Origin of the sequence: Psychrobacter sp. AOP3-A1-26 (genome assembly GCF_052378235.1) — a bacterium.
Taxonomy (GTDB): domain Bacteria; phylum Pseudomonadota; class Gammaproteobacteria; order Pseudomonadales; family Moraxellaceae; genus Psychrobacter.
Map to the genome: position 1 here is coordinate 1 of NZ_JBQSXN010000199.1, position 841 is coordinate 841.

1 pseudogene is annotated in these 841 nt (G+C 44.0%); it reads right to left on the reverse strand.

Annotated elements, in window-relative coordinates:
• Positions 1–12 precede the first annotated feature (12 nt).
• Positions 13–761, reverse strand: a pseudogene (locus ACT3TU_RS14290) (IS5 family transposase).
• Positions 762–841: the final 80 nt, after the last annotated feature.

Sequence of the window (841 nt, forward strand, 5' to 3'; positions counted from 1 at the left end):
TAGGGCGTGTCATCAATTAAGCCAAACGACACAAGAAACTAAGTGAATGGCACTAAGGAAATGACTGGCTAACTTATCATAGCGAGTGGCAATCGCACGATACTGCTTAATCTTGGCAAAGAAGTTCTCTATTAGGTGCCTCGCTTTATAAAGCTCTTTATCGAAGTCTCTTGGCTGCAGCCGATGACACTTAGATGGTATAACTGCATTACCTTGCACTGCTTTAATCGGTTCAATAACGCGGGCATCAGCATCGTAAGCTTTATCGGCAAGCCACGTTTGGCTAATACTGACATCAAGCAATTCATCTGAGCCACACAGGTCATGAGCTGCCCCACCTGTTAGATAAAAGCCAGTAGGATTGCCTAATGCATCTGTTCGAGTATGTATTTTAGTCGTCAGTCCACCTTTGCTGCGTCCAATGGCTTGATCCCTTTTTTTCCAGCACTGTGCTGGTGGGCTTTAACAATCGTGGCATCTAGCATGGCATATTCGTCATCGGATTGTTCAGAGAGTTGATTAAAAACCTGCTTCCATACGCCTTTTTTTGACCAGCGACTAAAACGAGTATGAATCACTCTGAAGTCGCCAAAGCGTTCAGGTAGGTCACGCCAAGGTATGCCGGTCTTGTAACGGTACAGAACCGCTTCTACGAACAAGCGGTTATCCTTTGCAGTAATACCAACGTCACTTGGTTTACCAGGTAGAATGTCTTTAATTCTCTCCCATTGGTCATCACGTAGGGCATGTCGTCTTGTCATAGTCATTGAGCTCAAATTCCTAAATACGATCTAAGTATAGCTTATTCTGAAATATCTATGCTAATTGATGACACGCCCTA